The organism is Pantoea graminicola (genome assembly GCF_048452665.1).
In the GTDB taxonomy this organism is placed as follows: Bacteria; Pseudomonadota; Gammaproteobacteria; order Enterobacterales; family Enterobacteriaceae; genus Pantoea.
The window spans coordinates 134,786-159,609 of record NZ_JBLWSJ010000007.1 but is presented as its reverse complement, the minus strand read 5'-3'; the positions used below and the strand labels follow the sequence as shown (position 1 = coordinate 159,609).

Genomic DNA, 24,824 nt, shown 5'->3' with positions numbered 1-24,824 from the left:
GTGTGTTCCTTATCTGTGTCTAATACGTTGAATAATCGGGAGCCTGTTAAAGCAGATGCCGGCAGGCTCGTCTGATGTCAGTACGATCTGTGTCGCACGTTATTCCTTACGTTGCTGTAAACGACGCAGGGAGCGTTCACGACGGCTCTGCTCCCGACTTCTGTCCAGCAAGATTTCCTCTATGAACGCCAGGTGACGGTGTGAAGCCTCGCGCGCTTTTTCTGGCTCACGGGCCACAATCGCCTCAAAGATTCTGGCGCGGTGACCGCTCACTTTTGCCAGCATTTCCCGGCGCGAGTAGAGCAATTCGAAATTCTGACGGACGTTTTGTTCCAGCATAGGGCCCATTGAGCGTAGCAAATGCAAAAGCACAACATTATGGGCCGCTTCTGTGACAGCGATCTGATACTGCATCACTGCGTCCGCTTCGGCGTCTAAATCGCCGCTGTCCTGCGCCTGCTGAATGTGGAGATGACAGTCGCGAATGCGCAACAGATCCTCTTCCGTGCCGCGCAGTGCCGCGTAATAGGCGGCGATACCCTCCAGGGCATGGCGCGTTTCCAGCAGGTCAAACTGTGATTCCGGATGGTCGGCGAGAAGCTCAACGAGTGGATCGCTCATGCTTTGCCAGAGATTCTCCTGCACAAACGTTCCGCCACCCTGTCGGCGTAGCAATAATCCTTTGGCTTCCAGCCGCTGGATCGCTTCACGGAGGGATGGACGTGAGACATCGAATTGTTTGGCGAGTTCGCGCTCAGGGAGCAGCTTCTCTCCCGGACGCAGGGTCCCTTCCATGATCAGGGATTCGAGCTGTTGCTCGATAGCGTCAGAGAGCTTGGGTTGGCGAATCTTACTGTAAGCCATCATCCCTTCTTATTAAACCAATCGTCCGGAGTAAATTGGTAATACCAATTGCCAGGGGGCGCCCGTAAAGTAACAAAGTATTCACCTTGTGTCTATATGGTACCGGCCACATTCACATCTCCCCAGGCCTTGTGCTGCCGCTAACCTGCGGTTAAAAAAATGAAAATTCAGCGTTGCGGCAAATGTTAAACAAATGCACTTTTACCAAACCTTACACCCGGTTAGCGGCCCAGTGCAGCGGCAGCCATAAGTGAAAACTATTCGTCATGCGCGGCATTTCGTGGCAGAAGTTTCTCTGATCAGACGTGACGGGGACGGCGTTTTTTCAGTCAACTCTCAGCACAAAAGGCGAAAGCAGGTGCAAAGCGATTCGCTTATCACTATTCTTGTCGCCAGGGTAGCGCATGGCAGCATTCAGCAGGCCAGATACCGTAAAATTATCAATACGTTATTGTAACCACTTCATTACAGCGAACTGCGCTGCGAACGAAGAATAAAAACATCACGAGGTTTGTATGGAACAACAGCAAGGCGAAGCGCTGAAACGTGGTCTTAAGAACCGCCATATTCAGCTCATCGCGCTGGGTGGTGCAGTGGGAACCGGGCTGTTTCTGGGCAGCGCATCGGTTATCGAATCCGCCGGACCGGCCGTTATTCTGGGCTATGCAATCGCCGGTTTTATTGCCTTTTTAATCATGCGCCAGCTGGGCGAGATGGTGGTGGAAGAGCCGGTCGCAGGCAGCTTCAGCCACTTTGCGTATAAATACTGGGGCAACTTTGCCGGCTTCGCTTCTGGCTGGAACTACTGGGTTCTCTACGTGCTGGTTGCGATGGCGGAGCTGACCGCCGTGGGCAAATATATCCAGTTCTGGTGGCCCGATTTTCCGACCTGGGCCTCGGCCGCTATCTTCTTCGTGATGATCAACGCCATCAACCTGACCAACGTTAAGGTGTTCGGTGAGATGGAGTTCTGGTTTGCCATCATCAAAGTGCTGGCGGTGATTGGCATGATCCTCTTTGGTGGCTGGCTGCTGTTCAGCGGTCATGCAGGTCCGCAGGCGACCGTGCGCAACCTCTGGGAACAGGGCGGATTCTTCCCGCACGGCATCGGCGGACTGGTAACCGTGATGGCGATTATCATGTTCTCATTTGGCGGGCTGGAGCTGGTCGGTATCACCGCAGCCGAAGCGGATAATCCGGAAGTAAGCATTCCGAAAGCGACCAACCAGGTGCTGTGGCGCATCCTGATTTTCTACATTGGTTCGCTGGCCGTGCTGCTTTCTCTGATGCCGTGGAATCGCGTCACCTCTGAAGTCAGCCCGTTCGTCTTTATTTTCCATGAGCTGGGCGATGCGATGGTGGCGAATGCTCTGAACGTCGTGATCCTGACGGCGGCGCTGTCGGTCTATAACAGCTGCGTCTACTGCAACAGCCGTATGCTGTTTGGTCTGGCACAGCAGGGTAACGCACCCAAAGCGCTGCTGAAGGTGGATCGCCGCGGCGTGCCGGTGTTAACCATTCTGGTTTCAGCCGTCGCTACTGCGCTCTGCGTATTGATCAACTATCTGATGCCAGGCGAAGCTTTTGGACTGCTGATGTCACTGGTGGTCTCTGCGCTGGTGATTAACTGGGCGATGATCAGCCTGGCGCACCTGAAGTTCCGTCGTAAGAAAGATCAGCAGGGCGTCACGACCCGCTTTAAAGCGCTGCTCTATCCGGCGGGGAACTGGATTTGCCTGGTCTTCATGGCGGCGATTCTGGTGCTGATGGCGACCACGCCGGGCATGGCGATCTCCGTCTGGCTGATCCCGGTCTGGCTGGTGATTCTGGCTATCGGCTACTTCATTAAGAACAAAACACAGCAAGCCTGATGCGCTGATGCGGAGTGCAACCTTCGGTGAAGGTTGCACTCTTTCTCGCCGCGCAACCCGCCTTTTCTGGCCTGATCCAGTTCACACTTATTTCTCCGCACCTGTTTAATCCATCTTCACGACGAATTACTCCCGTTCATCCCGCTGACATAATGCCAATAATTCCTGTTCACACTGGATGCGCAGGAAAAATCTCATGAAAGATGGAGCCCTCTCGTTTCGGGAAAAACTGGGATATGGCATGGGCGATGCCGGATGCAACATGATTGGCGGGGCCATCATGCTGTTCCTGAACTACTTCTACACCGATGTTTTTGGCCTTGCTCCGGCGCTGGTGGGCACCCTGCTGCTGTCGGTCAGGGTACTGGATGCGGTCACCGACCCGATTATGGGCGCGATCGCCGATCGTACCCAGAGTCGCTGGGGACGTTTTCGCCCCTGGCTGCTGTGGGTTTCCGTGCCCTACGTGCTGTTCAGCATCCTGATGTTTACCACCCCCGACTGGACGTATCACAACAAGGTCATCTGGGCCTTTGTGACCTACTTCCTGATGTCGCTGACCTACACCGCCATCAACATCCCCTACTGCTCGCTGGGCGGCGTGATTACCAACGATCCCGGTGAGCGCGTCTCCTGCCAGTCGTACCGTTTTGTGATGGTCGGTATCGCCACGCTGATACTCTCCATGTCGCTGCTGCCGATGGCGGAATGGTTTGGCGGCGCAGATAAAGCCCGCGGTTATCAGATGGCGATGACAGTCCTCGCTACCATCGGACTGGCGATGTTTCTCTTCTGTTTTGCGACGGTTCGTGAACGTATCCACCCTGCCGTGCCGAGCAACGATGACCTGAAAAAAGATCTGCGTGACGTCTGGAAGAACGACCAGTGGGTGCGTATTCTGCTGCTGACCTTCTGTAATGTCTGCCCCGGCTTTATCCGCATGGCGGCCACCATGTATTACGTGACCTGGGTCATGGGTCAGTCAACGCACTTCGCCACGCTGTTTATCAGCCTGGGAGTGATTGGCATGATGGTCGGCAGCACACTGGCGAAACTCCTCACCGATCGTTGGTGCAAACTCAAAGTCTTCTTCTGGACCAATATCGCGCTGGCTCTCTTCTCCAGTGGTTTTTACTGGATCGATCCTCACGCCACGGTAATGGTGGTCGTCGCCTACTTTGTGCTGAATATCCTGCATCAGATCCCGTCACCGCTGCACTGGTCACTGATGGCCGATGTGGATGACTACGGCGAATGGAAAACCGGTAAACGCATCACCGGCATCAGCTTCTCCGGCAACCTCTTCTTCCTCAAGGTGGGACTGGCCGTCGCCGGTGCGATGGTCGGCTTTCTGCTGTCGATCTATGGCTACAACGCGGGGGCAAAACAGCAGTCGCCGGAGGCGATTAACGGCATCATGCTGTTGTTCACCGTTATTCCGGGCGTCGGCTATCTGATTACCGCTGGCGTGGTCAGGCTGCTGAAGGTTGACCGCAAAATGATGCTTACTATTCAGCAGGATCTCGCCCTGCGCCGCCAGAATTTCCGTGAGTTGCACTCGGTTCGCCTGCGCGACGAGGCGGTCACCCCAACCGGAGAGGTAAAATGATGACAGCCTGGCCAAACCCCTTTATTACGCAGCGCGCCGACCCCTTTATCCTGCACCATGATCAGCACTACTATTTCGTGGCCTCGGTCCCGGAGTATGACCGGCTTGAGATCCGCCGCGCCACCACGCTGGCAGGCCTGCGCAGTGCCGCAGCGGTGGTGGTCTGGCACAAGCCAGAGAGCGGCCCCTGCAGCGAATTAATCTGGGCGCCCGAACTGCACTACATTGAAGGTCAGTGGGTGATCTATTTCGCTGCTGCTCCCACACGCGACATCAAAGAGGGACTGTTTCAGCACCGGATGTACGCGCTGGTCTGTGACGCCGACGATCCCCTGCAGGGGCCATGGCAGCCCTGCCGCCGTGTCTTCAGTCAGTTTGACAGCTTCTCGCTGGATGCCACCCACTTCGTTCATCAGGGCAAAAACTGGTATCTCTGGGCGCAGAAGGATCCCCTGATTCCCGGTAACTCCAACCTCTATCTGGCCGAATTACTGAATCCCTGGACGCTGAAAGGTACGCCGGTCATGCTGAGCCGGCCGGAATATGAGTGGGAGTGTGCAGGGTTTAGCGTCAATGAAGGACCGGCGGCGATCCGTCACGGCGATCGGCTGTTTGTGACCTACTCCGCCAGTGCTACTGATGAGAATTACTGCCTGGGCCTTCTGTCGATTGACGCTGATGCTGACCCGCTGGATGTTTCTGCCTGGCAGAAATCTGCCCGGCCGGTGTTTGCGTCCAGCTGGGACAACCATCAGTATGGGCCGGGTCACAACAGTTTTACCCGCGATGAAGAGGGGCGCGACGTGCTGGTGTACCACGCCCGCAACTACACGGAAATTGAGGGCGATCCGCTCTGGGATCCGAACCGCCATACCCGTCTGAAATATTTCCACTGGCGGGAAGATGGCACACCCGATTTTGGTGTGCCCCCCGCTGATCACACCAGCGTGCCGTAAATCGTCAGCAACGCCACGGCGACCACCAGCACCAGTGAGGTCCGCTTCGCTAACGCCACGGCAACCCGTGGCGTTTCAACTTTGTCGGTATGCGGGTCGCGCGACAGGGAGAACTGAGCCAGCGTCGTCAGCACCTGATACTGAGAGCGATGGCGGTCGGTCAGCGAGGCAAACCAGGCAGGCAGCGCTTTCTCGCCGTGGCCCAGCAGCGCGTAAGCTACGCCCGCCAGCCGCACCGGGATCCAGTCAAGCAGGTGCAGAATCGCATCCACACCTGATTGCGCACGCGCCATCGGCGTGCCCTGCTTTGCCAGCCAGCTTTGCCAGGCGCGCAGAAATGCGTAGCCCACCAGCAGCACCGGCCCCCAGGGGCCGCCCACCACCAGCCAGAACATCGGGGCCAGATAGAAGCGGAAGTTTATCCAGATCAGGGCGTTCTGAAGTTCACGCAGAAATTCGCGTTCGCTGCACTCCACCGGTACACCGTGGATCAGCGTCAGCTCGGCCGCCATCGCCTGATGCGCCGCCTCATCGTCATGACTGGCGGCTTTCAGATAGTGGTGATAGTGCTGACGAACCGAACCGGCACCGATGCAGAGCAGGCCGGTGACGATCCAGAACAGCAGCTGCAGCACGCCGAACAGCAGCCCTTTCAGGCTCCAGATCACCAGTGCGGTCAGCGCCATCGCCAGCACGGTCATCAGCAATGTGCGCACCAGCGAGAAATGACGGCGATGGCGAAAAACCGGCTCCAGCCGATGGTCGAGCTGCCAGTGCTCGCCCAGTTTAAACAGGCGCTCCCAGCCTAAAACTAACAACAAGGTAAACAACGTCATACTGACTCCGCAAAAATCAGGATGTGGGCTGCGTTAACAGCTGTCTGTAATAGTCCCAGTCAAAAGCAGGTCCGGGATCGGTTTTGCGTACCGGTGCGATATCGCTATGCCCCGTGATACGTGAAGGCGTTAATGGATAGTGCTGCAGCAGCAACTGCGTCACCTGCTGCAGGGCCCGATATTGCGCCCCGGTATAAGGCTCACTGTCTGTCCCTTCCAGCTCGATGCCTATTGAGAAGTCGTTGCAGTTTTCACGGCCCTCAAACTGCGATACCCCGGCATGCCAGGCGCGTTTATCAAAAGAGACATACTGCACGATCTCCCCATCACGACGGATCAGGCAGTGTGCCGCCACTTTCAGGGCGGCGATATCGGCAAAGTAGGGATGGGCATCAGGCGGCAGTGTGCCGGTAAAGAGATGATCGATCCACGGCCCGCCAAATTCACCCGGTGGCAGGCTGATATTGTGGATCACCAGCAGCGAAGGCGCCTCATCGTCAGGGCGTTCGTTGCAATGTGTTGAGGGGACGTGACGCACCCCGGTCAGCCAGCCCTGTTTGATTTTCATACCGGATTCCTTGTTCTGCCTGGATGAGAATAGCATGAATAATAAAGGATTCTTGCCTCTTAGTGTGTCCGGGTTGTTACGAACGGGCGCAGCAAGTTAAGTATACTAAACAAAATCAGCGTCAGATCTGGTACAGCGTGGCGGTTCAGGCTATTGTGACCGCCTCTGTTACTGCACTTTTATAAGGTAAAACGACTATGTCATCTCGTGGTTATGATCCGGACAGCCGCCGTCAGGCATTGATTAAACGCGTGAAAAGTGACATCCCGGATGCTGTCGCACTGGCGTTAAAAGAGGATCTCGGCGGCGAGATTGACGCTGATCGCGATATTACCGCCCGCCTATTGCCAGCCGATACCCAGGCTCACGCCCAGGTGATCACCCGCGAAGACGGTGTTTTCTGTGGTAAACGTTGGGTAGAAGAGGTGTTTATTCAGCTTGGCTCCCACGCGACTCTGAACTGGCATGTTGAAGATGGCGATGCGGTGAAAGCCGATCAGCTGCTGTTTGAGATCACCGGTCCGGCCCGGCTGCTGCTGACCGCCGAGCGTACGGCGCTTAACTTTGTGCAGACGCTTTCAGGCGTGGCCACCGAGGTGAGCCGCTACGTAGCTCTGCTGGCGGGCAGCCAGACGCAGTTGCTCGACACGCGCAAAACCCTGCCCGGCCTCCGTACCGCACTGAAATATGCCGTACTCTGCGGCGGCGGTCAGAATCACCGGCTGGGCCTCTCCGATGCTTATCTGATCAAAGAGAATCATATTATCGCCAGTGGTTCGATCCAGCAGGCGGTGGAACGCGCGCAATGGCTGCAGCCTGATGTGCCGGTCGAGGTTGAGGTGGAGTCGCTGGAGGAGTTACGGCAGGCGCTGGAGGCCGGCGCCGATATCGTTATGCTGGATAACTTCAGCCTGGACGACATGCGCGCCGCCGTCGCGCTCAATCAGGGGCGGACACTGCTGGAGGTTTCCGGTAACGTGACGGAAACCACCCTGCCGCAGATCGCCCTGACCGGCGTGGATTATGTGTCGGTCGGTGCGCTGACCAAGCATGTACGGGCGCTGGATCTCTCTATGCGTTTTAGACAGCAGTAACCTGCCCTGCCGTCATCCGGGACGGCAATTTTGCGACCCTGCTTCCGGCGCAGTTTCGACTGCGCTGCAATGCTGAAATCTCTCTGCAGCCCGCTTTCCGGTTCGCTTCTCGCGCACTGTCTTTCATCACCCGTGATTTTTACCCTGTTGTCTTCTTAATCAGGAGACGATGTGATGATGAATCAACGTGGATTTACCCTGGTGGAACTGATGATTGTGGTGGGGATTGTGGCGATCTTAAGCGCCATCGGCCTGCCCGCGTATCAGAACTACCTGCAACGGGCAGCCCTGACCGATATGCTCCAGACGATGGTGCCCTACAAAACGGCAGTAGAGCTGTGTGCAATGGAACACGGCGGCCCTGCACAGTGCCAGGCCGGAGAAGCGGGCATTCCCGCCGCCCGCGGCTCACGCTATGTCTCCGCTCTTAGCGTGGCAAGCGGGGTGATTACCCTGACCGGTCAGGAGAGTCTGAATGGCCTGAGTGTCGAAATGGTGCCGATCTGGGACAGCAGCGAGGGCGGCATCAGCTGGCAGCGGAGCTGCACCAGCAGCAACAGCAGCCTGCGTGACAATTGTCTGGCGCAGTTCCGCTTCGCGGATAAAGGAGCCAGCGATGGAGAAGCCTGATGCCGCAATTGCGGCTCTGTGTCAGCGCTATCGCGCCGTGGTTCTGCACCATGACGCCAGCAATCTGCGCGTTGCCGTGGCGGAGAGTGCGCCGCCGGGCCTGGCTGAAGCCCTTCATTTTGCCAGCCAGTGCCAGATTGAGATCGAATGCTGGCCGCAGGCCCGGCTCGACCAGCGCCAGCATGCGGATACGCCTCTGGTCGCGCGCGAAGCACCACCGGCAGAGTCAGCCGTTAAGGCGACGCAGCTGATCCTGCGTCAGGCCCTGGAGCGTCGTGCCTCGGATATTCATATCGAACCCGGCCGCGAGGGGCTGCGCGTGCGACTGCGTATCGACGGCGTTCTGCATCCTCTCTCCGCCCTGCCCGCCATTCCGCCTGCGGCGCTGCTGGCACGACTGAAAATCCTCGGCGGGCTGGATATCGCCGAACGCCGGTTGCCGCAGGATGGTCAGTTCAGTCTGGAGATCGCCGGAAAACCAGCCTCCTTTCGCCTGGCTACGCTACCCGTCTATGGCGGCGAAAAAGCCGTGGTCCGGCTGCTGCAGAGTGAAGGCGCAGCGCTGTCACTGGATAAGCTTGGCCTCCCCGCGGCCCAGCTCAGGCTGTTCTGCGCCGCGCTTGCCCAGCCGCAGGGGCTGATACTGGTGACCGGCCCGACCGGCAGCGGCAAGACGTTTACGCTCTATAGCGGACTCAGCGCCCTGAATACCCCGGAGAAGAACCTGTGCAGCGTGGAAGACCCCGTTGAGATCCCGTTACCCGGCATTAACCAGACGCAGATCCATACAAAAAACGGCCTCGATTTTAACCGCGTGCTGCGGGCGCTGCTGAGACAGGACCCGGATGTGATTATGGTGGGCGAAATCCGGGATGCAGAAACGGCAGAGATTGCGGTGAAAGCTGCGCAGACCGGCCATCTGGTGCTGTCGACGCTGCACACTAACTCCACTGCCGAAACTCTGACCCGACTGCGTCAGATGGGCATCCCCGGCTATCTTCTGGGCCCGGCGCTGAAACTGATCGTTGCTCAGCGTCTGGTGCGGCGGCTCTGTCCGCACTGCCGCCAGCCTGCTCAGGCCGTGGCGCACTATCCTCCCGACCTCTGGCCCGGCACACTGCAGACCTGGCGCGCGCCCGGCTGCGACCACTGTTTTTCCGGCTATTTTGGCCGACTGGCCCTGTTTGAACTGCTGCCGATCAATGCCCGGTTACAAAATGCGATCGCCGCCGATATGCCGCTGGATAATCTGCTCACGCTGGCAAAACAGCAGGGTCTGCGTACCCTGCTGGTGTCTGGCCTGGAAGCGGTAAGCCGGGGCGATACCTCGCTGGAAGAGATGCAACGGGTGATTGGACTGGATGATGGATAATACCTGTTTATATCGCTGGCAGGCGGTTGATAGCCAGGGTCAGTTGTGCAGCGGCCAGCTGCTGGCGATCGACAGTGATAATCTGCTGCTGATGCTGGCGCAACGTGATCTTCTGCCGGTGAGCTGGAAGAGAGAGAAAGTCTGGCCTCAGAAAGCGTGGAAATGGCAGCCCAGGGTCGACCTGATCAGGCAACTGGCTACCCTGCTTAAGGCGGGCCTGCCGCTGGCAGAGAGCCTCGCTTTGCTGGCGGAAGGCCATCCGCATCCCGGCTGGCGGGCGCTGATGCGTGCGCTGCATCATCGGGTGCTCAGCGGTGCGCCATTTTCACAGGCGTTGCGGGAATGGCCGCAGATCTTCCCGGCGCTCTATCCGGCCCTGATGGAGGTCGGCGAGCTGACCGGTCAGCTGGATGTCTGTTGCAGCGAACTGGCCCGGCAGCAGAGCCGGCAGCAGCAGTTACGTCATCAGGTCACGAAGGCGCTGCGCTATCCGCTGTTTATCCTGCTGGTGGCAATGGCCGTCACCTGCGGCATACTGCTGTTTGTGCTGCCGGAGTTTGTCGCCGTGTATGCCTCTTTCGATGCGCCGCTGCCCGCCTTTACGGCCGCGGTTATGCAGTTATCTGCGGGACTTCAGGCCTGGGGCGCGGTGGCAGCCACCGGCATCTCGCTGCTGCTGGTGGCCTGGCATCAGCTGCGACGGCGCTCTGCGGGCTGGCAACGCCGTGAGCAGGCTATCTTTCTGCGTATCCCCCTGCTGTCCGGGCTGTGGCGGGGCGCACAACTGACGCAGATCTATACCATTCTCAATCTGACACAGCGCGCAGGCCTGACGCTGTTGCAGGGCCTGACCGCCGTAGAAGTGACGCTCTCCTCCCTGCTGTGGCAGGAGGCGATCGCCGGCCTGCAGCAGCACATTGCTCAGGGGAATCCGCTGCATCAGGCGCTCATCCATCATCCCCTGTTCACCCCGTTATGCAGTCAGCTGATACGGGTCGGCGAAGAGGCGGGTGCACTGGATCTGATGCTGGCCCGTCTGGCGGAGTGGCATGAAACGGAAACCCGTGAACGCGCGGATACGCTGGCGGCCTCGCTGGAACCGATGATGATGATAGTGACTGGCGGCATTGTCGGTACGCTGGTGATTGCGATGTACCTGCCGGTCTTCGGGCTGGGCGATGCGATACATTAAGGGGCGCAAGCCTGCGCCCCCCAATCCTACCGGTTGAAAACGCGGTTTTCCTGCTCGTTAACGCGGATAAAGGTGGTGCGCTTGGTTAGCTCTTTCAGGCGCTCCGCTCCGACATACGTGCAGGCGGAACGCAGTCCACCCAGAATGTCGCGGGCGGTGTCATCCACCGGGCCGCGTAACGGCAGCTTCACGGTCTTACCTTCCGCTGCGCGGTACTGCGCGACACCACCGACGTGACGCTTCATCGCTGACTCAGAGCTCATGCCGTAGAAGAGCATAAAACTTTCGCCATTTTCTTCGACGATCTGCCCTTCACATTCATCATGCGCCGCCAGCATTCCGCCCAGCATCACGAAGTCTGCTCCGCCGCCAAACGCCTTGGCGATGTCGCCGGGCACAGAACAGCCACCATCGCTGACGATCTGTCCGCTCAGGCCATGCGCCGCATCAGCACACTCAATAACGGCCGACAGCTGCGGATAACCGACACCGGTTTTTACCCGGGTGGTGCAGACTGAGCCGGGGCCGATGCCAACCTTCACGATATCCGCGCCAGAGAGGATCAGCTCTTCCACCATTTCGCCCGTGACCACGTTACCGGCACAAATCGTTTTGGTCGGAAACATCTCACGCGCCCGCTGCAGAAAATCGACAAAATGCTGCGAGTAGCCGTTAGCGACATCGATGCAGATAAACTGCAAATCCTGAGACAGCGCCATAATTGCTACCAGCTTACTGAGATCGGCCTCTGAGGTCCCGGTCGATACCATGACCTGCTTCAGTATCGCGGCGGGCACGCGCTGAATAAAGGCGCGCCACTCATCGACGCTGTAATGTTTGTGAACCGCGGTGAGGATATTGAAGCTGGACAGCGCCTCGGCCATCGAAAATGTGCCGACGGTGTCCATGTTGGCGGCGATGATCGGCACGCCGCTCCAGCGCAGTCCCGAATGACGGAAGGTAAAGCTGCGTTCCAGCTCAACTTGCGAGCGGCTTTTCAGCGTGGAGCGTTTTGGGCGGATTAACACATCTTTAAAGCCCAGTTTCAGATCTTCTTCGATACGCATAAACAGTGTCCTGGTAAGTGGCAATGAATCGTTCTTCACGAAATAAGCACAGCTCCAGTGACGTTATGATACGCGCCTCCTGCGTTGCGACAAGACTGCGAATTTCACTTTATTTACGCTACAATCCGTTAAATTTAGTTGTGCTTTCCCGGTGTGATCTGTCGCCCATTTTTGCGTTTTTTTGCCAGATCATTACCCTGAACCCCGGTCCGGATGAGAAGTCAGGTGAAAAACATGCCCTATATCGTCGCGCTTACCGGAGGAATCGGCAGTGGAAAAAGTACCATTGCCCGGGCATTTGCCGCATCTGGCGTGAAGATTATTGATGCGGATTTGATCGCCCGTGAGGTGGTCGAGCCGGGTACCCCGGCTCTGCAGGCCATTCAGGCGCGCTATGGTTCATCGATCGTCACGCAACAGGGGGCGCTTGATCGTGCCCGGCTTCGCGACATTATTTTTCAGCAGCCGGAAGAGAAAAGCTGGTTAAACGCGCTGCTCCATCCGTTGATTAATGCCCGGACACGCGCGCTGATCGCGCAGGCCACCTCACCTTATGTGCTCTGGGTCGTGCCGCTACTGGTGGAAAACCAGTTACAGCACCAGGCTGACAGAGTGCTGGTCGTGGATGTCGATGAAGCAACACAGTTAGCGCGCACGCAGCAGCGTGATGGCCTCACCGCCGCGCAGGCACAACGTATTCTTGCCGCACAGGCCACGCGTCAGCAGCGCCTCGCCTGTGCCGATGACATTATTGATAATTGTGGCGAGCCCGATGATGCCTTGCCACAGGTTGCCAGACTTCATCAGTGCTACCTCAGGCTGGCGGCAACGAAACAGGATTAATACCATGAGCACACCCGTTCTGTTTGAACACCCACTGAATGAAAAAATGCGCACCTGGCTACGGGTTGAGTTTCTGATTAACCAGTTGGATGAGACCACCCCGCTGGATAAGACGGTGAATGCGCTGACCTTTTTCCGTGTGATTGCCGAACTGCTCGACATTTTCGAGCGGGGTGACATGCGTACCGAGCTGCTGAAAGAGCTTGAGCGTCAGCAGCAGAAATTACGTGCCTGGGCTGATGTGCCCGGTGTCGATATGACACTGGTTAATGCCCTCAGTGATAAACTGAGAATTCAGTCAACCCAGCTGATGAATGCGCCGCGAATGGGCCAGCAGCTGCGCGAGGATCGTCTTATTGCCCTCGTCCGCCAGCGCCTGAGCATCCCCGGCGGCTGCTGCAGCTTTGATTTACCAGGTCTGCACATCTGGCTGCATCTGCCCCAGGAGACGCGCGATGCCCAGGTCGAAGCCTGGATGCAGACGCTGGAGCCGCTGCATCATGCGCTGGCGATGGTGCTGGATCTGATCCGTCAGTCCGGCACCTTCCATCTGCAGACCAGCCTTAATGGTTTTTATCAGGATAATGCCGAAGGGGCCGATCTGCTGCGGCTGCAGCTGTCACTGGACGATGCGCTCTATCCCCAGGTCTCCGGCCACAAGAGCCGTTACGCCATCCGTTTTATGCCATTTGACAGCGAGCAGGGTGAAGTCCCGGCCCGCCTTAATTTTCAACTGGCCTGTTGTTAGAGGTAACCATGCAGCAAGATGTTATGACCGTTTCCTGTCCGCAGTGCGGCAAAGATGTCATCTGGGATGAGCTGAGCCCGTGGCGTCCCTTCTGCAGTAAGCGCTGCCAGCTTATTGATTTAGGGGAATGGGCCGCTGAAGAGAAGCGGATCCCCAGCAGCGACGACATGAATGACAGTGAAAACTGGAGTGAACAGGATCATTGATTAAAGAATGGGGCGCACCGCCCCATTCCCTCAGAGTTCGCCCGCGACCAGACGCGCAATCAGCGGGTGATTGGCTGGCGGAAACTCATCTGCCACCAGCGCCTGCTGATCGACCCAGCGCTGCGGCTGTCCCTCTTTGCCCCACGGCTCGCCTTTCCACCCCTCCACCAGGAAGAAGTGCAGCGTCACACGCAGGTCTTCATAGGTGTGGTCTGCATGACCCACCGGACGCGCCTCGGTAACCTCAATGCCGGTCTCTTCATGCAGTTCCCTGATCAGTCCCTGTTCGGCGCTTTCGCCCGCTTCAATCTTACCGCCAGGAAACTCCCATTTATTCGCCATGTAAGAACTCGCCGCGCGCTGGGCAAGGAAAATCTGTTTATTGGCATTACGAATGATGCCTACTGCAACCTGCAGGTGCTTCATGAAGAGTATCCGGTTGTAATCAATGAATGAGTGATGATTTTAGAGCATGCCTCTGCGGAAGTTAACCGCTTTAGCCCGGCGCGGCGCTGTCTGCTCAGGCAGTGCCGGTTCAGGGCAAAGGCGTAAAAAAGGAGCCAGCGGCTCCTTTTTATTCAGCGGTCAGTCTCAGGCGATACGGCCATGACACTGCTTGTACTTTTTGCCGGAACCGCATGGGCAGGGATCGTTGCGGCCCACTTTGCGCTCACCGCTCTGCTGCGGCTCTGGCTCCGCCAGCAGATCTTCTTCGACATGGCTCAGCTGCTGCTGCTGTGCCAGACGCTCGGCCTCTTCACGACGCTGCTGCTCCATCGCTTCTACCTCTTCCGGCATACGCACCTGAACCTTGCTCAGCGTGCTGATCACTTCATACTTCAGTGACTCCAGCATCGCCGCAAACATGGCGAAGGATTCACGCTTGTACTCCTGCTTCGGATCTTTCTGCGCATAGCCACGCAGATGGATACCCTGACGCAGATAGTCCATTGCAGCGAGATGTTCTTTCCACAGCGAATCCAGCGTCTGAAGCATCACGCCTTTTTCGAAGTTGCGCATCATCTCGGCGCCCACGATCTCCTCTTTCCCGGCATAGCTCTCGATCGCGCGGGCCATGATGCGTTCACGCAGCACTTCCTCATGCAGATCCGGCTCTTTATCCAGCCACTCCGCAATCGGCAGATCGAGATCAAAGTCCGCGCGCAGACGCTCTTCCAGGCCAGGCACATCCCACATCTCTTCCAGAGACTGCGGCGGAATGTAGGTGTCGATGGTGGCCTTATAGACATCATGACGAATGCTGTTGATGGTTTCGCTCACGTCGGAGACATCCAGCAGCTCATTACGCTGACTGTAGATAGCCCGACGCTGGTCATTCGCCACATCATCATATTCCAGCAGCTGCTTACGAATATCGAAGTTACGGCTCTCTACTTTGCGCTGTGCGTTGGCAATCGCTTTAGTGACCCACGGATGCTCAATCGCTTCACCCGGTTTCATGCCCAGTTTACGCATCATATTGGAGACGCGGTCCGAGGCAAAAATACGCATCAGCGCATCTTCCATTGAGAGATAGAAGCGTGATGAACCGGCGTCACCCTGACGGCCTGCACGACCGCGCAGCTGGTTATCAATACGACGCGATTCGTGACGCTCGGTCCCCACAATGTGCAGACCGCCGGACGCCAGAACCGCATCATGACGGATTTTCCACGCCGCTTTGATCTCTTCAATCTGCGCATCGGTCGGCGCTTCCAGCTCGGCCACTTCCGCGTGCCAGCTTCCGCCCAGCATGATGTCGGTACCACGTCCGGCCATGTTGGTGGCGATAGTGACCGCACCTGGCCGACCCGCCTGTGCCACGATATCCGCTTCGCGGGCGTGGAATTTGGCGTTAAGCACGTTATGTTTGATACCGGCGCGGGTCAGTTCGTTAGAGACCACTTCCGATTTCTCAATCGAGATGGTCCCCACCAGTACAGGCTGGCCGTTGGCGGTGCGCTCGCGGATATCTTCGATAATCGCATCGATCTTCTCTTTCTCGGTCATGTAGACCAGGTCAGCCAGATCTTTACGCACCATCGGACGGTTAGTCGGCACCACGATGGTGTCGAGCTTGTAGATAGAGCTGAATTCGAACGCTTCGGTATCGGCCGTACCGGTCATCCCGGCCAGCTTCTCGTAAATACGGAAATAGTTCTGGAAGGTGATCGAGGCCAGGGTCTGGTTCTCGTTCTGGATCTCTACACCTTCTTTCGCTTCGATCGCCTGATGCAGGCCATCGGACCAGCGACGCCCCTGCATGGTACGGCCGGTGTGTTCATCGACGATCACCACTTCGCCATCTTTCACGATGTAATCCACATCGCGGGTAAAGAGCGCGTGCGCACGCAGGGCCGCCGTAACGTGGTGCATCAGCATGATGTTGGTCGGCGAGTAGAGCGACTCACCCGCTTCCATAATCCCCTGGCTGACCAGCAGCTCTTCCACTTTCACCAGACCACGCTCAGACATGTGGGCCTGACGCGCTTTCTCATCGACCCAGAAGTCACCCTCGCCCTGATGGGTTTCGGAGTCCTCTTTATCCTGACGAACCAGATGCGGGATGATCTTGTTCACTTTGGTGTAAAGATCAGAGCTGTCCTCTGCCGGACCGGAGATGATCAGCGGCGTACGCGCTTCATCGATCAGGATGGAGTCGACCTCATCCACCAGCGCATAGTGGAGTTTACGCTGTACGCGCTCTTCCGGGCTGAAAGCCATGTTGTCGCGCAGGTAGTCGAAGCCATATTCGTTGTTGGTGCCGTAGGTGATGTCTGCCGCGTACGCTTCACGCTTCGCCACCGCTGGCAGGCCCGACATGTTGATGCCGATGCTCAGGCCCAGGAACTCGAACAGCGGACGGTTGTTTTCGGCATCACGCTGTGCCAGATAGTCGTTGACGGTCACGACGTGAACGCCTTTCCCCGACAGCGCATTCAGATAGGCTGGCAGCGTCGCGGTCAGGGTTTTACCTTCACCGGTACGCATCTCTGCGATGCAGCGATCGTTCAGCACCATGCCGCCAATCAGCTGCACGTCGAAGTGTCGCATCCCGAACACACGTTTACTGGCTTCGCGCACGGTGGCAAATGCTTCCGGGATCAGGCTTTCCAGGGATTCCCCTTTTTTCAGGCGCGCGCGGAACTCGTCCGTTTTCGCTTTCAGTTCATCATCAGAGAGCTTTTCGAAGTCAGGCTCCATTTTGTTGATGACGTCCACCACTTTGCGCATACGACGCAGGGTACGATCGTTACTGCTACCAAAAACCTTGGTTAATATTTTGCTTAACATAGTAAATATATTCTCAATTCAGCCGGCATATTGCGGGCTGCGAAATCTAAACAGAGTGAATAAAACCAAAAAGATTAGCAGAACAATCGGGCAGGCCCGGCGCGAATGCCATGCACGCTGGCATGCCACTCGACCCAGGAGCGGGTAACGGCCATAAAAAGCGGGGGAACAGCAAGCTGCTGCGGTGCAGTGTGCAGCGCAGAGTGTGATGTCAGTAAATTGTGCAGGGAGTCGATCAGCGCCAGCTTTTGTGCTGCCAGCGGTAACGGCTGCTGCTCTGCCTGCGCCTGAGGCGCCAGCGTGAAGGAGAGATGACGGATAACGGTGCGGATTGCGTGCTGGTGCCAGTAGTCGACGCTGAAGCTCGGGCGCCGGGACGCTTCCTGAAGCCGGATCAGGTGGTCAAAACGAGTGGCGTTGCCCAGAAACAGGCTGCTGGCAGGCGATTCAGACGAAGCGTTGAGTTCGGAGCTTTGCGCGCAGGCTGGCAGGCCAAAGCTGGCCGCAACCATCCCCAACAGGAGATGAGGCCAGAAGTAGCGTCTACCTAATTGTCGCCAGCGCTGAAGAATCCCGATCACAACCTTTCCATCGCGCACAGAGTGCTGCGCTCTTGTTTTTGTGTACCCGCCGCGAACCGCAACGGATTTTGGCCTGTAAAAGCGCCTCAGATAGTAACATTAATGTGGGGCATCCACACCTGAGATTAAAGTGGCGGTGTGAGAAAACGCGCGTGATTGCTCAGCAATTCAGCAGCGGAAATCGCGTTTTGCGAGTGCGCTCGCAGCGATCGGGGGGAGAAAGAGGGGATAAAAAAACGGCTGGTGCCGCTGACCGGAGAGGGTGTCAGCATAACCAGCCGTTTCACGTTCCGGAGGCGTTACGCCAGAACCAGATTCGGTGCTTTGAATGCCAGCGGCAGTTCCGCTTCGTCTTCGAAGGTTGCCCATTCCCAGGCTTCCTGCTTCGCCAGAACCGCCTGCAGCAGCTTGTTGTTCAGCGCATGGCCCGATTTGAACGCAGTGAATGCGCCAATGATGTTGTGGCCACACATAAACAAGTCGCCAATGGCGTCCAGCATTTTGTGACGGACAAACTCGTCTTCAAAACGCAGGCCTTCTTCATTCAGTACGCGGAAATCATCCAGGCCTATCGCACAATCTAAGCTACCGCCCAGGCACAGGCCTTTAGACTGCAGATATTCGATTTCACGCATAAAGCCAAATGTACGCGCCCGGCTGATTTGACGAACAAAGGCGTCAGCAGAGAAGTTCATCGCATAGCGCTGTGAGCTGGAGTCGATCGCCGGGTGTTTAAAGTCGATGGTGAAATCGAGCGAGAAACCGTTATAAGGTTTGATCTCGGCCCATTTGTCACCCTCTTCCACACGCACGGCCTGCTTAACGCGCACAAATTTCTTCGCGCTGTTGAGCTGCTCGATACCCGCATCCATCAGCAGATAGATAAACGGTGCTGCGCTGCCGTCCATGATCGGGATCTCTGGCGCATCAACTTCAACAATAATATTGTCGATACCCAGACCCGCAAGGGCGGCATTGAGGTGTTCAACCGTTGAAATACGTACGCCTTCATCATTCACCAGGCAGGTGCTCAGCATGGTGTCGCGCACGTATTTTGCATCAGCCGGAAAATCTACCGGTGGATTCAAGTCGGTGCGACGATAGATGACCCCGGTGTTAGCCGACGCAGGGCGTAAGGTCAGGGTGACTTTCTTGCCGGTATGCAAACCGACGCCAGTCGCCTGAACAATACGTTTTAATGTCCTTTGTTTGATCATCGCATTATCTCGCAGTATCACCTTTCCGACCGCCAGTATACTTTACCAGCGGGCAGACACTTTAGCACAAAGAGCGGAGAATCCCAATTATCGGGTTAATCCTAATCGGCCTGCTTACGTAAAAAGGCCGGAATATCAAGATAATCAGGCTCTTTGTTCGACTGTGCAGGCTGCTCGTTAACCACTTTAGCCGCCGGTTTCTGCTCCTGCGGCAGCGGTGACATACCGTGCTGCTGATAGCGATGATCCATCACTGGCTGGCTGGCTGGCTTGTTGGTCACCAGCGTGATTTCAGGACGCTTGTCCATGCCGATACCGGTTGCCACCACGGTGACGCGCAGTTCGTCATTCATTTCCGGATCCAGTGAGGTACCGATCACGACGGTCGCGTTATCAGACGCGAAGGCGCGGATGGTGTTACCCACGGTTTCGAACTCATCCAGACGCAGATCGAAGCCCGCCGTGATGTTGACCAGCACGCCGCGCGCGCCAGAGAGATCGATATCTTCCAGCAGTGGGCTTGAGATCGCCATTTCAGCCGCTTCTTCCGCACGATCTTCACCGCACGCAACGCCGGAACCCATCATCGCATAGCCCATTTCGGACATCACGGTGCGCACGTCAGCAAAGTCGACGTTCATCAGGCCCGGACGGGTGATCAGCTCGGCGATACCCTGGACAGCGCCTTTCAGCACGTCGTTCGCCGCACCAAATGCATCCAGCAGAGAGATGCCACGACCCAGCACTTTCAGCAGCTTGTCGTTTGGAATGGTGATCAGGGAATCCACATGTTTAGAGAGTTCAGCGATCCCCTGCTCGGCAAACGCCATGCGCTTTTTGCCTTCGAAGTTGAACGGCTTGGTAACCACAGCCACCGTCAGGATACCCAGATCCTTAGCCACTTCAGCGACTACAGGTGCTGCACCGGTTCCGGTACCGCCGCCCATGCCGGCTGCGATGAACACCATGTCTGCCCCTTCCAGCGCAGAACGCAGTGCTTCGCGATCTTCTTCTGCAGAGTTACGGCCCACTTCCGGGTTCGCACCCGCACCCAGACCCTTGGTAATGTTATTACCGATCTGGATGGTCTGGCCGACAGCTGTTTTACGCAGCGCTTGCGCGTCGGTATTCACAGCAAAGAATTCCACACCTTCGATACGCTCGCGTACCATGTGCTCTACGGCGTTACCGCCGCCGCCACCGACGCCGATGACTTTAATCACCGCGTCGTTGGTTAATTCCATAGGTTCAAACATGATTTCTCTCCGTTATGTGCCTGTCGCCTGGAGATCACAAAAGAAAACAGCATGATCCCCTTTCACAAAAATTAAAACTCTTTTTTTAACCAACTGTTAATACGCTTGAACCAGTTGCCTACTGAGACACGTTTTTCGGTCTCTGCATCACCGTTCATGTGCGACTCTTTGCCGTAGTGCAACAGTCCCACTGCGGTGGAGTAGTACGACTCCTGCGCATAGTCAGTCAGGCCGGTAATATTCAGCGGCTGTCCGATACGCACCTGCGTATGGAATACGCGTTGCGCACAGGCCGCCAGTCCTTCGATTTGCGCGGCACCCCCGGTCAGGACAATGCCTGCGGCCAGATGATGCTTCACGCCCTGCTGACGCAGTTGTTCCTGTAACTGCAGAATCTCGTCATTGACCAGATTCAAAAGTTCGGTGTAACGCGGCTCAATCACTTCTGCCAGCGTCTGACGCTGCAGGCTGCGCGGTGGACGTCCGCCCACGCTCGGCACTTCAACGTTCTCATCTTTGCCGACAATCGAACCCAGTGCGCAGCCATGGCGCACTTTGATCGCTTCAGCGTCCGTCGGCGGTGTACCAAACGCATAGGCGATGTCGCTGGTCACGACGTTACCTGCATATGGAATCACCTTAGTGTGCCGTAAAGCGCCGCCGGTATATACGGCAATGTCCATTGTACCGCCACCAATGTCGACAACACATACGCCCAGCTCACGTTCATCTTCAGTCAGTACGGCAAAACTGGAGGCGAGACCGGCAAAAATCAGCTGATCGACCTTCAGTCCGCAGCGCTCAACGGCTTTGACGATGTTCTTCGCCATGTCGTTGTGGCAGGTGATCAGGTGCACTTTCGCCTGCATACGCACGCCGGACAGACCCACCGGGTTTTTGATCCCTTCCTGGTAGTCGATGGCGTACTCCTGAGGGATGACATGCAGGATGCGATGCTCGTCGCGCACACGAACCGACTTCGCGGTATGGACGACGTTCTCCACATCATCCTGAGTCACTTCCTCTTCGGAAATCGGAACCATCCCGATTTCGTTCTGACAACTGATATGTTTGCCCGATAAAGCAAGGTAGACGGAGGAGATCTGGCAGTCTGCCATCAGCTCAGCCTGGTCGATGGCGCGCTGAACGCATTTCACCACCGACTCAAGGTCGTTTACGCCACCTTTATCCATACCACGGGACGGGCAGCTGCCCACCCCAATAATGTTGACCATACCATCGGGCAGAATTTCCCCAACCAGGGCGGCAACCTTCGCAGTGCCGATTTCGAGTCCAACTACCAGTTTTCTGTCCGTTGCCTTGATCATTGTTGTTTAGCCTGTGCCTGGTTCTGTTGCTGATTACTGTCCTGTGGCTCCATCACGACCGGTGTCCAGCCCACAGAAGCACCAGAGTCGTATCGCAAATCCACGTAGCTGATACGTTTGCTCTCGTTCTGACCTTGCTGCTGCAGCACCGGATAGAGCTCAATAAAGCGATTCAGTCGTTTCATCGTGTCGCTGCGTCCCAGTTCGATGCGGATATCATCGCTGGTGACCAGTTGCCATGAACGCCGGGCCGTCATCGACGCCACCTTCAGCGTAAACTTCCGGGCTTTCAGCACATCATCCATGCTGTGATAGCCCGCCAGGACCTCTTTCTCACTCCCTTCCGGCCCATACAACATCGGCAGTACCTCTTTGCCGACATGACTGGCGGGTACGCTGAAGGAAACGCCTTCCGCGTCCACCATATGCAAATCGTTCCAGCGCGCCACCGGCGTGTACTCGACCAGATGGATTTTCAGCTCATCCGGCCACTGCTTACGCACGCTGACCTGCTTAATCCAGGGCAGCCGCTCAATCTGCTGCTGCAGGATATCCACATTCTGAGACATAAACGTGCCGGGCGGACCCAGCGACAGAATCGCCTGGCGGATATCATCGTGCGTGGTGTAGTGCGTCTGCCCTGTCACCACCAGTTTCGATAACGGCAGCCGGGACGCATCATTCATCCACTTCAGCACCGCCAGTCCGCCAGCCACCATAATCCCGATAACGGTCAGCAAAAAAATGATGCCGAACAGTCGGGCTCCGTTACTGCGGCCGGTGCGAATACGCTCCTGCGGTTCACGGTTTCGAACTCTCATCGCCGCCTGTGACATATCAGTCGGCCAGCTCCAGAATATGGGCAACCAGCTGCGGGAAACTCATGCCCGCCTGTTTTGCCGCCATCGGCACCAGGCTATGACTGGTCATACCCGGCGAGGTGTTCGCCTCCAGGAGCTGGAAGTGCCCTGCCCCATCGGTCATCACATCTATCCGTCCCCAGCCGCTGCATCCCAGCGCACGCCAGGCGGCCAGCACCAGCTGCTGTAGCTCCGCCTCGCGTTCAGGGCTTAAATCTGCCGGACAGAGGTACTGAGTATCGTCAGAAATGTATTTTGCTTCATAATCATAGAACTCGCTGGCGCTCTTTATTTCGATGGCCGGCAGGATGCGGTCGCCCACAATCGCCACGGTATACTCCGCGCCGCTGAGAAACGCCTCAACCAGCACATCGTTGTCGTGCTTAAACGCCAGTTCCAGCGCCGCAGGCAGCGCGCTCAGATCGTTGACCCGGCTGATACCCACGCTGGAGCCTTCACAGGCGGGCTTAACAAACAGCGGCAAGCCCAGCGCCGCAATCTCCGCGTGACACGCGGCATCCAGTCCGGCATCACACTGCTGACGTGTCAGCCAGACAAAGCGGCCTGAAGGTAAGCCACGACCCTGCCACAGCAGTTTGGTACGCAGCTTGTCCATAGTCACCGCCGAGGCCATCACGCCGCTGCCGGTATAGGGCAGTTGCAGAAACTCCAGGACGGCCTGCAGCGTGCCATCCTCTCCGCCCCGGCCATGCAGCGCGATAAAGGCTTTGGTGAAGCCCTGCTCTTTCAGCGTCAGCACAGAGACGTCGCGGGTGTCGATGCCCTCGGCATCAATCCCCATTTCCCGTAATCCGGCGACAACGGCCTGACCTGAATTCAGCGAAACCTCGCGCTCTGCCGAGGTGCCGCCCATTAATACAGCCACTTTATCAGCCATGACGATCCTCCGCTTCAGGCGCTGGCTGGAGTTTGATCTCAGCCAGTTTACGCGCCACTTTGCCGACGTTTCCGGCACCCTGAACCAGAATCAGGTCGTTACCTGACAGCAGCGGCGCCAGCATCTCCGGCAGGGCCTCATGTTCCGTGACCAGGATCGGATCGACCTTGCCACGGTTACGGATCGCCCGGCACAGCGAACGGCTGTCAGCCCCCGGAATGGCGGTTTCACCGGCCGAGTAAACATCCAGCATCAGCAGTACATCCACATGGGACAGCACATTGGCAAAATCGTCGAACAGGTCGCGGGTCCGGCTGTAGCGGTGCGGCTGAAACACCATCACCAGCTTTTTATCCGGCCAGCCTGCGCGTGCGGCTTTGATCGTCGCATCCACTTCGGTAGGATGATGGCCATAGTCATCCACCAGCATCGCGCTGCCTGGCTGACCATTGACCGGCTCTGTCGGGAACTCACCCAGCAGATCAAAGCGACGACCGGTACCCTGGAAACTCTCCAGCGCAGCCAGAATTGCATTGTCTTCAATGCCCTCTTCGCTGGCGACGGCGACGGCGGCGGCCGCGTTCAGGGCGTTGTGACGGCCCGGCGCGTTCAGCGTAATCTTCAGCGGCGCTTTATCCTGACGGATCAGGGTGAAATGGCCCTGGGCACCCAGCTGCTCGTAGTTCTCGATCCGCAGATCCGCATCGTCGCTGAAGCCGTAAGTGGTGATATGGCGTCCCACGCGCGGGATCAGGTCACGGATCACCGCATCATCCACGCACATCACTGCGCGACCATAAAACGGCAGGTTGTGCAGGAAGTTAATAAACGTCTGCTTCAGGTTCCCGAAATCGCCCTGATAAGTGTCCATGTGATCGGCTTCGATGTTGGTCACAATCGCCACCATCGGCTGCAGATGCAGGAACGACGCATCGCTCTCATCCGCTTCGGCAATCAGATAGCGGCTGTGACCCAGGCGCGCATGGGTGCCTGCGGCTTTCACCAGGCCGCCGTTAACGAAGGTCGGATCGAGACCCGCTTCCGCATAAATACTTGAAACCATCGCCGTGGTGGTGGTTTTGCCATGCGTCCCGGCAACGGCGATGCCGTGACGGAAGCGCATCAGCTCAGCCAGCATCTCCGCACGGCGGATCACCGGGATACGCTGTTCGCGGGCCGCCACCAGTTCAGGGTTATCCTGCGAAACGGCGCTGGACACCACGACCACGCTGGCATCGGTGACGTTCTCAGGGCGATGGTTAAAATAAATGGTGGCACCCAGTCCGGTCAGATGCTGTGTCACCGGGTTAGGGGCCAGATCTGAACCGCTGATATGGTATCCTTCATTTGCTAACACTTCGGCAATACCGCCCATGCCCGCACCACCGATGCCGACAAAGTGGATGTGCCGGACGCGACGCATCTCGGGCACAATAGAACGCAGTTTTGCCAATTGTTGTGTATTCATCGCTCTCAATTACCTGCTCTTTCAGTTTGTACCCGCTCCGGGTACAGGTCAGACGCGCTGACCGGA

The 24,824-nt window shown here is 57.2% G+C and carries 23 protein-coding genes; 10 read left to right on the top strand and 13 right to left on the bottom strand.

The window, feature by feature from the left end:
* Positions 1-99: 99 nt before the first annotated feature.
* The gene (gene pdhR / locus ACNY69_RS16600) at positions 100-864 is read right to left on the bottom strand and encodes a pyruvate dehydrogenase complex transcriptional repressor PdhR (RefSeq protein ID WP_111139429.1); all 765 of its coding nucleotides are present in this window, start codon (positions 862-864) and stop codon (positions 100-102) included.
* 515 nt (positions 865-1,379) lie between these two features.
* Here pdhR and aroP point away from each other — a divergent pair.
* The 3 genes from aroP (at position 1,380) to ACNY69_RS16585 (ending at position 5,300) form a co-directional block, all read left to right on the top strand.
* Entirely contained in the window at positions 1,380-2,735 is a 1,356-nt protein-coding gene (gene aroP, locus ACNY69_RS16595; RefSeq protein WP_111139428.1) for an aromatic amino acid transporter AroP, read from the top strand.
* A gap of 196 nt (positions 2,736-2,931) precedes the next feature.
* Entirely contained in the window at positions 2,932-4,344 is a 1,413-nt protein-coding gene (locus ACNY69_RS16590) for a glycoside-pentoside-hexuronide (GPH):cation symporter (RefSeq protein WP_111139427.1), read from the top strand.
* A complete protein-coding gene (locus tag ACNY69_RS16585; protein ID WP_293774792.1) occupies positions 4,341-5,300 on the top strand; it encodes a glycoside hydrolase family 43 protein in 960 nt (319 codons plus the stop codon). The genes ACNY69_RS16590 and ACNY69_RS16585 overlap by 4 nt, the downstream gene beginning before the upstream one ends.
* Here ACNY69_RS16585 and ampE read toward each other — a convergent pair.
* Positions 5,282-6,136, bottom strand: a complete 855-nt coding sequence (gene ampE, locus ACNY69_RS16580; RefSeq protein ID WP_111139425.1) for a beta-lactamase regulator AmpE — start codon at positions 6,134-6,136, stop codon at positions 5,282-5,284. The two genes, ACNY69_RS16585 and ampE, sit on opposite strands and share 19 nt — an antisense overlap.
* 16 nt (positions 6,137-6,152) lie before the next feature.
* Entirely contained in the window at positions 6,153-6,704 is a 552-nt protein-coding gene (gene ampD / locus ACNY69_RS16575; RefSeq protein WP_111139424.1) for a 1,6-anhydro-N-acetylmuramyl-L-alanine amidase AmpD, read from the bottom strand.
* Positions 6,705-6,901: 197 nt separating this feature from the next.
* Here ampD and nadC point away from each other — a divergent pair, with 197 nt between their 5' ends.
* From nadC to hofC, 4 genes are all read left to right on the top strand, one after another.
* On the top strand, positions 6,902-7,798 hold the full coding sequence (gene nadC / locus ACNY69_RS16570) for a carboxylating nicotinate-nucleotide diphosphorylase (RefSeq protein WP_111139423.1): 897 nt from the start codon (positions 6,902-6,904) through the stop codon (positions 7,796-7,798).
* A gap of 174 nt (positions 7,799-7,972) precedes the next feature.
* The gene (ppdD, locus tag ACNY69_RS16565) at positions 7,973-8,428 is read left to right on the top strand and encodes a prepilin peptidase-dependent pilin (RefSeq protein ID WP_111139422.1); all 456 of its coding nucleotides are present in this window, start codon (positions 7,973-7,975) and stop codon (positions 8,426-8,428) included.
* Positions 8,415-9,800: a type II secretion system protein GspE gene (gene gspE / locus ACNY69_RS16560; RefSeq protein ID WP_418799222.1), complete on the top strand. Its 1,386-nt coding sequence runs from the start codon at positions 8,415-8,417 to the stop codon at positions 9,798-9,800. The genes ppdD and gspE overlap by 14 nt, the downstream gene beginning before the upstream one ends.
* Entirely contained in the window at positions 9,793-10,992 is a 1,200-nt protein-coding gene (gene hofC, locus ACNY69_RS16555; RefSeq protein WP_418799282.1) for a protein transport protein HofC, read from the top strand. The genes gspE and hofC overlap by 8 nt, the downstream gene beginning before the upstream one ends.
* A gap of 26 nt (positions 10,993-11,018) precedes the next feature.
* Here the strand turns inward: hofC and ACNY69_RS16550 are convergent, their stop codons facing one another.
* Positions 11,019-12,059, bottom strand: coding sequence for a GMP reductase (locus ACNY69_RS16550; RefSeq protein WP_418799220.1), 1,041 nt, complete (start codon positions 12,057-12,059; stop codon positions 11,019-11,021).
* Between the two features lie 234 nt (positions 12,060-12,293).
* On the opposite strand from ACNY69_RS16550, the gene coaE reads away from it, so the two are divergent.
* The 3 genes from coaE to yacG are packed head-to-tail and all read left to right on the top strand — an operon-like array spanning position 12,294 to position 13,856.
* The gene (gene coaE / locus ACNY69_RS16545; protein ID WP_418799218.1) at positions 12,294-12,902 is read left to right on the top strand and encodes a dephospho-CoA kinase; all 609 of its coding nucleotides are present in this window, start codon (positions 12,294-12,296) and stop codon (positions 12,900-12,902) included.
* Between the two features lie 4 nt (positions 12,903-12,906).
* A complete protein-coding gene (gene zapD / locus ACNY69_RS16540; protein WP_111139417.1) occupies positions 12,907-13,650 on the top strand; it encodes a cell division protein ZapD in 744 nt (247 codons plus the stop codon).
* 8 nt (positions 13,651-13,658) lie between these two features.
* On the top strand, positions 13,659-13,856 hold the full coding sequence (gene yacG, locus ACNY69_RS16535) for a DNA gyrase inhibitor YacG (protein ID WP_111139416.1): 198 nt from the start codon (positions 13,659-13,661) through the stop codon (positions 13,854-13,856).
* 30 nt (positions 13,857-13,886) lie between these two features.
* On the opposite strand, the gene mutT is transcribed toward yacG, so the two are convergent.
* The 9 genes from mutT to murC form a co-directional block, all read right to left on the bottom strand.
* A complete protein-coding gene (gene mutT / locus ACNY69_RS16530; RefSeq protein WP_367396080.1) occupies positions 13,887-14,282 on the bottom strand; it encodes an 8-oxo-dGTP diphosphatase MutT in 396 nt (131 codons plus the stop codon).
* Between the two features lie 165 nt (positions 14,283-14,447).
* The gene (gene secA / locus ACNY69_RS16525; RefSeq protein ID WP_293774781.1) at positions 14,448-17,150 is read right to left on the bottom strand and encodes a preprotein translocase subunit SecA; all 2,703 of its coding nucleotides are present in this window, start codon (positions 17,148-17,150) and stop codon (positions 14,448-14,450) included.
* Between the two features lie 74 nt (positions 17,151-17,224).
* A complete protein-coding gene (secM, locus tag ACNY69_RS16520; RefSeq protein ID WP_242281335.1) occupies positions 17,225-17,731 on the bottom strand; it encodes a secA translation cis-regulator SecM in 507 nt (168 codons plus the stop codon).
* 299 nt (positions 17,732-18,030) lie between these two features.
* Positions 18,031-18,948 (bottom strand): UDP-3-O-acyl-N-acetylglucosamine deacetylase, encoded by a 918-nt coding sequence (gene lpxC / locus ACNY69_RS16515; protein ID WP_111139412.1) that lies wholly within the window; start codon positions 18,946-18,948, stop codon positions 18,031-18,033.
* 101 nt (positions 18,949-19,049) lie between these two features.
* On the bottom strand, positions 19,050-20,204 hold the full coding sequence (gene ftsZ / locus ACNY69_RS16510) for a cell division protein FtsZ (RefSeq protein WP_111139411.1): 1,155 nt from the start codon (positions 20,202-20,204) through the stop codon (positions 19,050-19,052).
* A 71-nt stretch (positions 20,205-20,275) separates the two neighbouring features.
* Positions 20,276-21,532, bottom strand: coding sequence for a cell division protein FtsA (ftsA, locus tag ACNY69_RS16505; RefSeq protein ID WP_003854739.1), 1,257 nt, complete (start codon positions 21,530-21,532; stop codon positions 20,276-20,278).
* Positions 21,529-22,368 (bottom strand): cell division protein FtsQ, encoded by an 840-nt coding sequence (gene ftsQ, locus ACNY69_RS16500; protein WP_111139410.1) that lies wholly within the window; start codon positions 22,366-22,368, stop codon positions 21,529-21,531. Before ftsQ ends, ftsA begins: the two co-directional genes overlap by 4 nt.
* A gap of 1 nt (position 22,369) precedes the next feature.
* Positions 22,370-23,290 carry a D-alanine--D-alanine ligase gene (locus ACNY69_RS16495; protein WP_111139409.1) on the bottom strand — a complete coding sequence of 307 codons (921 nt, stop codon included), beginning with the start codon at positions 23,288-23,290 and terminating at the stop codon, positions 22,370-22,372.
* A complete protein-coding gene (gene murC / locus ACNY69_RS16490) occupies positions 23,283-24,758 on the bottom strand; it encodes a UDP-N-acetylmuramate--L-alanine ligase (RefSeq protein WP_111139408.1) in 1,476 nt (491 codons plus the stop codon). Before murC ends, ACNY69_RS16495 begins: the two co-directional genes overlap by 8 nt.
* Positions 24,759-24,824: the final 66 nt, after the last annotated feature.